Raw genomic sequence first — 7287 nt, 5'->3', positions numbered from 1 at the left:
TCAAAAACCGACCCTGCCAGTTAAAGACTGTTACCTATGTGCGTGAACTGATTTGTAACCCATGTGGGTGAGTCATACCCGCAGCGTTTTTTGGTTACTTTTTGTCGCGTTTGACAAAAAGTGACTCGCCGTAAGGGCGAAAAGGTGACTGAGCGTCGATATAGAAAATGAATGCGCATACAACCCGCAAAACAAACAACAAACAACAAACAACAAACAACAAACAACAAAAAACAAAACAACAAACTCAACTATCCCGCCGCAAATCCTCAGGAATCGGCAAATCCTTGTTCAACGGATCAGGCGCCTTACCCCTCCCCGCCCGATACTGCCGAATCTGGAACACATAGGCCAACACCTGCGCCACCGCCAGGTAAAGCCCCGCCGGAATCTCCTGCTCAAGCTCGGTGGAATAGTAGATCGCCCGCGCCAGGGCCGGCGACTCAAGGATCTGCACCTTGTGCTCCACCCCGATCTCGCGAATCTTCAAGGCCATGAAATCCGTGCCCTTGGCCAGCAGCAACGGCGCCGAGCCGCCCTTCTCGGGGTCGTACTGCAAGGCCACCGCATAGTGGGTCGGGTTGGTGATGATCACGTCGGCCTCCGGCACCGCCGCCATCATCCGCCGCTGCGACATCTCCCGCTGCAACTGCCGGATCCGCTGCTTGACCTCAGGCTTGCCCTCGCTGTCCTTGTACTCGTCCTTCACTTCCTGCTTGGTCATCTTCATTTTCTTGTTCGTCTGGAACAGCTGGTACGGCACATCGATCGCCGCGATCAGCAACAGCCCAGCCGCCATCCACAAGGCACTCCAGCCCACCACCTGGACCGCATGGATGATCGCCTGCTCCATGGGCTCGTTGGCGATCGCCAACAACGCCTGGCGGTCGCTGGCCAGCACCAGCAACGCCACCATCAGGATCATGATGAACTTGGCCACCGCCTTGAGCAGCTCGGTCAGCGCATTCATCGAGAACATGCGCTTGATCCCCGACAGCGGGTTCATGCGGCTGAACTTCGGCTGCAGCAGGCTCCCGGAGAACAAAAATCCGCCCAGGGCAATGGGCGCGACGAAGGAAATGACGAACAACAGGATCAGGATCGGCTGCACCGACCAGATCGCCATCTTGCCCGAGGCCAGCAGGAACGCCGCCATGCTCCGCTCATCGACGATCACCTCGCGGGTCAGGCTGAAATTCATGCGCATCAGCGTCATCAGCGTCTCTGCCAGGTAGCCGCCGAAGGCCAAAAGCCCACCCGCCCCCGCCAAGGTCACCGCAACGGTATTGAGCTCCTTGGAGCGGGCAATTTCACCTTTCTCGCGCGAGTCACGCTTGCGCTTCTCGGTGGGTTCCTCTGTCTTGTCCTGACCGCTCTCGCTTTCTGCCATGCTCAGCGCGCCCGTGCCAGTTCACGCAGCCACTGCAGCGCTTCGCTGGCCAGTGCCTGGTAGTGGGAAAGGATATCGGCCAGGCCGACCCAGAAGATGCCCATGCCCAGCACCAGGGTCAGCGGGAAGCCGATGGAGAAAATGTTCAACTGCGGCGCGGCCCGGGTCATCACGCCGAAGGCGATGTTGACCACCAGCAGCGCGGCGATGGCCGGCAAAATCAGCAGCAACGCCGCCCCCAGCACCCAGCTCAGGCGCCCGGCCATTTCCCAGAAATGACCGACCACCAGGGCATTGCCCACCGGCAAGGTGGTGAAGCTCTCGGTCAGTACCTCGAACACCACCAGGTGACCGTTCATCAGCAAAAACAGCACGCTGACCAACATGGTCATGAACTGGCTTATCACCGTGACGTTGACACCGTTGGCCGGGTCGACCATGGAGGCGAACGCCATGCCCATCTGCACGGCAATGATCTGACCGGCGATGACGAAAGCCTGGAACAGCAACTGGAGGGAAAAACCGAACAGCGCGCCGACGATGATCTGCTCGGCGCACAGCAACATGCCACGCAGGCTCAGCGGGTCGACTTCAGGCAACGGCGGCAAGCCAGGCACGATCACCACGGTGATCGCCACGGCGGCATACAGGCGCACCCGCGCCGGCAGCATCTTGGTGCCGAAGATCGGCATGGTCATCAACACCGCCATCACCCGGAACAGCGGCAGGATGAAGGTGGCGACCCAGGTGCCGATCTGCGTGTCGGTCAGCTCCAGCATGGCGGCATCAACCGATCAGCTGCGGAATGCTGGTGTACAGGCCGATGAAGTACTCCATGAACTTCTGCACCAGCCAGGGCCCGGCGACGATCAGGGTGATCAGCATTACCAGCAGGCGCGGCAGGAAGCTCAAGGTCTGTTCGTTGATCTGCGTGGCCGCCTGGAACATCGCCACCACCAGGCCGATCAGCAGGCTCGGCACCACCAGCACGGCCACCATCAGGGTGGTCAGCCACAAGGCGTCGCGGAACAGGTCGACGGCAACTTCAGGTGTCATGCGAAGCTCTCCTTGACGGCGTCAGACACCGCCGAAACTGCCGGCCAGGGTACCCATGATCAGCGCCCAGCCATCGACCAGGACGAACAACATGATCTTGAACGGCAACGAGATGATCAACGGCGACAGCATCATCATACCCATGGCCATCAGCACGCTGGCGACCACCATGTCGATGATCAGGAACGGGATGAAGATCATGAAACCGATCTGGAACGCGGTCTTTAGCTCCGAGGTGACGAACGCCGGCACCAGGATGGTCAGCGGCACCTGCTCGGGTCCGGCGATGTCGGTGCGCTTGGACAGGCGCATGAACATGTCCAGGTCGCTTTGCCGGGTCTGCGTCAGCATGAACTCCTTCAGCGGCCCCTGGGCCTTGTCGATGGCCTGCTGGGCGGTCATCTGCTCGGCCAGGTATGGCTGCAGCGCATCCTTGTTCACCCGCTCGAACACCGGCGCCATGATGAACATGGTGAGGAACAGCGCCATGCCGGTGAGCACCTGGTTCGACGGCGTCTGCTGCAGGCCCAGGGCCTGACGCAAGATGGAGAAGACGATGATGATGCGGGTGAAGCTGGTCATCAGGATGACGAACGCCGGAATGAAGCTCAGCGCCGTCATGATCAGCAGGATCTGCAGGCTGACCGAATACTCCTGCTGCCCGTCCGCGCCATTGGACAAGGTGATGGCCGGAATCGACAGCGGGTCGGCGGCCAGGGCCAACGGCGCAGCCAGCAGCAGCGCCAGGGTCAACAACACGCGCAGTGCGCCGCTCATCACTTCTTGTCCTTCTGGTCCTTGCCCATCAGCTCGAGCAGCCGCTGGGCGAATTCCGGCGCGGCCTGGCGGGTGCCGGCGGGCACTTCGACAGGCTCGGCCAGCACATGCAAGGCCTCGATACTGCCTGGGGTGTGGCCGATGAGGATCTGTTCCTTGCCCACCTGTACCAGCAGCAAGCGATCACGCGGGCCGATGGCGCGGCTGCCGACGATCTCGATCACCTGGGCGCCTCGCTGCACCGAGCCCTGCATGCGCCGCAGCAGCCAGGCCAGGAAGAAGATCAGGCCGACCACCAGCAACAGGCCGAAGACCATCTGCGCCAGTTGCCCGCCCAGCCCGCCGGGCGCGGGCGCCGCAGCCGGCACCGCGGCCACCTCGGCGGCCATCGCCGCCTCGCTCGCCAGCAATGCGCCCAGGGCCGTGACGGCCCGCACCATGCCCTTCACTCAGCGCAGCTTCTTGATACGTTCGCTGGGGCTGATCACGTCGGTCAGGCGAATGCCGAACTTCTCGTTGACCACTACCACTTCGCCGTGGGCGATCAAGGTGCCGTTGACCAGCACGTCCAGCGGCTCGCCAGCCAGGCGATCGAGCTCGATCACCGAACCCTGGTTGAGCTGCAGCAGGTTGCGGATGCTGATCTCGGTGCTGCCCACTTCCATGGAGATGCTCACCGGGATGTCCAGGATCACGTCCAGGTTCGGGCCTTCGAGGCTGACGTTCTCGTTGGGCTTGGGCGAGCTGGCGAACTCTTCCATCGGCAGGCGGCCGGTACCCGAGGCGTCGGCAGCCAGCAGCGCGTCGATGTCGGACTGACCGGCATCGCCGGTCTCTTCCAGGGCCGCGGCCCACTCATCGGCCAGGGCCTGTTCCTCGGGAGAAGTGATCTCGTTTTCGTTAGCCATGATTTCCTCGACAGGCATTCAATACGTTAGAGCGACCGGCACGCCGTCAGCGGCGTTCGATCGGGTCGATGATCTGCAGCGACAGGGTGCCCTTGTGCGAACCCAGCCGCGCCTTGAACGACGGCACCCCGTTGGCGCGCAGCACCAGGTGCTCGGGGAGCTCCACCGGGATCACGTCGCCCGGCTGCATGTGCAGGATGTCGCGCAGCTTGAGCTGGCGCCGGGCAACCGTGGCCGAGACCGGCACATTGACGTCCAGCACGTCCTCGCGCAGGGCCTTGACCCAACGCTCGTCCTGGTCGTCCAGGTCGGACTGGAAGCCGGCATCGAGCATTTCGCGCACCGGCTCGATCATCGAGTAGGGCATGGTCACGTGCAGGTCGCCGCCGCCGCCGTCCAGCTCGATATGGAAGGTCGAAACCACCACCGCCTCGCTGGGGCCGACGATGTTGGCCATGGCCGGGTTGACCTCGGAGTTGATGTACTCGAAGTTGACCGGCATGATCGCCTGCCAGGCTTCCTTGAGGTCGACGAAGCACTGGTCCAGGACCATCCGCACCACGCGCAGCTCGGTCGGGGTGAACTCACGGCCCTCGATCTTGGCATGCCGCCCGTCGCCGCCGAAGAAGTTGTCCACCAGCTTGAACACCAGCTTGGCGTCGAGAATGAACAGCGACGTGCCGCGCAGCGGCTTGATCTTGACCAGGTTCAGGCTGGTCGGCACGTACAGCGAGTGCACGTACTCACCGAACTTCATCACCTGCACGCCGCCCACCGCCACGTCGGCGGAGCGCCGCAGCAGGTTGAACATGCTGATGCGCGTATAACGGGCGAAACGCTCGTTGATCATTTCCAGGGTCGGCATGCGCCCCCGGACGATACGGTCCTGACTGGTCAGGTCGTAGCTCTTGATGCTGCCGGGTTCGGCGGCACTTTCGGTTTGTACCAGCCCATCGTCCACCCCATGCAACAGGGCATCGATCTCATCCTGGGACAGCAGGTCCTGCACGGCCATCTATGTGCTCCTACTGCAATACGAAATTGGTGAACAGCAGCTGGTCGACGACCGGCCTGCCGACTTCTTTCTGCGCCACTTCCTGCACCACCGCGGTGGCTTTCTGGCGCAGCATCTCCTGGCCGACCGGGCTGCTGGCGAGAGTATCGAAGCCCTGGCCGGAGAACATCATCACCAGGTTGTTGCGGATCACCGGCATGTGCACTTTCAGCGCTTCAAGGTCAGCCTGGCTGCGCCCCTGCATGGTGATGCTCACCTGCATGTAGCGCTGACGGCCATTCTGGTTGAAGTTGACCACGAAAGCCGGCGCCAGGGGCTCGTAGATCGCCGCTGCCTTGACGTTGCTCTGGGCCGCATCCGCCGCGGGCGCCGACTCGCTCTTGTGCATGAAGAACCAGGTTGCGCCCACGGACAGGCCGACCGCCAGGAGCAGGGCCAGCACCAGCAGCAGGATCAGCTTGAGTTTGCCTTTAGTGGCGGGGTCTTTCACTGCGTCGCTCTTCGCCATGCCAATAATCCGTCGTCCATCGCGGTTTCAAAGAAGGATGACGTGGCTTGAGCAAGTGTTATGCCAGATTTGTCAGTTGCGCAGATTGTGTTCGCCAGCCCATCGCGATGGATGGCACCGGCTGTGCCGGTGTTCGCCGGCAAGCCGGCTCCTACGATGCCGCGACCCACCTGAACCCTGTAGGAGCCAGCCTTGCTGGCGAAGCAAGCGCCGCGATGGACGGCAAGCCGGCTCCTACAATGCTGCATCCCGCCTGGACGCCGGCTCAGGCGTAGTAGTCGACCGCGCTGTCACCCACCACCATCTGCTGCTCCACCGGGCGCGCGGCATCGGCCTGCTCGCCGCCCTCGGCGCCCGCCTCGGCACGGCGTGCGGCGACGCCCGACAGGCTGCTCGAACCACCCTGCTGCGCCTGCTGTTGCTGCTGGCCGCGAGACTGGTCGGCGACGCTGACATCCGGCTGGGCCAGACCCTGCTGGGTGAACAACTCGCGCAGGCGATGCACCTGGCTGTCGAGCGCATCACGCACACCGGCATGACCGCTGACGAAGTGAATCTGTGTCGACTGGTCCGCCGCGACATTGACGCGAATGTCCAGGCGCCCCAATTCAGCAGGCTCAAGCTGGATATCCGCCGACTTGAGGTTCTGGCTAGACAGGTACATCACCCGGTTGACCAGACCCTCGGTCCAGGCCCCCTGGTTCATCGCCAACGGCTGCTGCAGCGGGCTCGGGGTCGCAGGCACGGCATTGGCGACCTTCGCGGTCACCGCCTGGGTCAGGTTGGCCAGGCGATTGGCGAAGTCATCGACCCGCGTATCGCTGCTGGCGCCCTTGATATCCTTGAGACCGTCGTCGAGCAGGCCGGCGAAAGCCTTGTCGCCGTGCTCGGCATGCCCCGCCTCTGGCTCGCCCTTGCCGGCAAGATTCGCCAAGGTATTGACGGCAACGCTGGCGGGGTCGGCGGGTTGCTGACTGGTGTCACTGCGTGGGCTTACCGCATGGGCCGAAGTCGTGCCCTTGGCCTGGGCGTCCTGCTCGAGCGCCAGGCGCAGGGTCGGCATGTCGGCCAACGGGTCGGCTTCAGGGTCGAATGCGGCCTTGGTCGCCTCGTCCACCGCGCCGAGCGTCGCCGGTACCGGCGCAGGCGCCGGCTGCAATGGCGGCTGCACCGCCGCCTGCAATACCGGCGCCACCGCCTCGGCCTGGGCCTGGAGCAACTGCGCGCCCGGCTGGGCATCGGTTACCTGCCCGGCCACCAGGCTGGCGTCGAGCGGCGCGGTCGCTTCGCTGTCGCTGCTGTCATCGCTGTCGCTGGCGGGCAGCGGCCTGATAGTCGATGGCAAGCGCTTGCCGTCATCGGCAACCGTCGGCGCACTGCTGCCGCCCGCCTTGCCGCCGGCGGCAGGCTCCGCCGCGTCACGACCCTTGCCAGGCGCCACCTTGTCGTCACGCGCCGGCACACTGTCACGCCCCTGATTGGCCATGACCTTGTCGAAGCCGCCCCCCTGCTCGGGCGCCGCCTGCTGCGGCTTGTCCGCCGTGCCGACAGGCGAACGCGGAGCCTTGCTCAACAGGCCGGCTTGCAACAATGGATTGGGTGCGACAGGCATTGAAAGGTCTCCGCGCCAGAA

Annotated in this window: 9 protein-coding genes; all 9 read right to left on the bottom strand. The window is 63.6% G+C overall.

The genetic code is table 11. The annotated features are described in order from the left end of the window. Window positions 1-247 precede the first annotated feature (247 nt). The 9 genes from flhB to NJG22_RS21955 all read right to left on the bottom strand — a co-directional run bounded on the left by flhB (window position 248) and on the right by NJG22_RS21955 (window position 7266). Window positions 248-1390: a flagellar biosynthesis protein FlhB gene (flhB, locus tag NJG22_RS21995; protein WP_253097711.1), complete on the bottom strand. Its 1143-nt coding sequence runs from the start codon at window positions 1388-1390 to the stop codon at window positions 248-250. A 2-nt stretch (window positions 1391-1392) separates the two neighbouring features. After that, window positions 1393-2169: a flagellar biosynthetic protein FliR gene (gene fliR / locus NJG22_RS21990; RefSeq protein WP_217848994.1), complete on the bottom strand. Its 777-nt coding sequence runs from the start codon at window positions 2167-2169 to the stop codon at window positions 1393-1395. Between the two features lie 7 nt (window positions 2170-2176). Beyond that, window positions 2177-2446 (bottom strand): flagellar biosynthesis protein FliQ, encoded by a 270-nt coding sequence (gene fliQ, locus NJG22_RS21985; RefSeq protein WP_023630488.1) that lies wholly within the window; start codon window positions 2444-2446, stop codon window positions 2177-2179. A 21-nt stretch (window positions 2447-2467) separates the two neighbouring features. Further along, on the bottom strand, window positions 2468-3223 hold the full coding sequence (gene fliP / locus NJG22_RS21980; RefSeq protein ID WP_217848996.1) for a flagellar type III secretion system pore protein FliP: 756 nt from the start codon (window positions 3221-3223) through the stop codon (window positions 2468-2470). Then, complete coding sequence (gene fliO, locus NJG22_RS21975; RefSeq protein WP_253097710.1) at window positions 3223-3672, bottom strand: flagellar biosynthetic protein FliO; 450 nt, start codon at window positions 3670-3672, stop codon at window positions 3223-3225. Before fliO ends, fliP begins: the two co-directional genes overlap by 1 nt. After that, complete coding sequence (fliN, locus tag NJG22_RS21970) at window positions 3673-4131, bottom strand: flagellar motor switch protein FliN (protein WP_134690820.1); 459 nt, start codon at window positions 4129-4131, stop codon at window positions 3673-3675. A 46-nt stretch (window positions 4132-4177) separates the two neighbouring features. Continuing rightward, on the bottom strand, window positions 4178-5146 hold the full coding sequence (fliM, locus tag NJG22_RS21965) for a flagellar motor switch protein FliM (protein WP_134690822.1): 969 nt from the start codon (window positions 5144-5146) through the stop codon (window positions 4178-4180). A gap of 10 nt (window positions 5147-5156) precedes the next feature. Beyond that, a complete protein-coding gene (fliL, locus tag NJG22_RS21960; protein WP_217848999.1) occupies window positions 5157-5654 on the bottom strand; it encodes a flagellar basal body-associated protein FliL in 498 nt (165 codons plus the stop codon). 265 nt (window positions 5655-5919) lie between these two features. Continuing rightward, window positions 5920-7266, bottom strand: a complete 1347-nt coding sequence (locus NJG22_RS21955; protein ID WP_253097709.1) for a flagellar hook-length control protein FliK — start codon at window positions 7264-7266, stop codon at window positions 5920-5922. Window positions 7267-7287 lie beyond the last annotated feature (21 nt).

This window comes from Pseudomonas sp. VA159-2 (genome assembly GCF_024126635.1).
Classification (GTDB): domain Bacteria; phylum Pseudomonadota; class Gammaproteobacteria; order Pseudomonadales; family Pseudomonadaceae; genus Aquipseudomonas; species Aquipseudomonas muyukensis.
The sequence above is the reverse complement of the archived record's forward strand: the minus strand, read 5'-3'. Positions and strand labels throughout refer to the sequence as shown.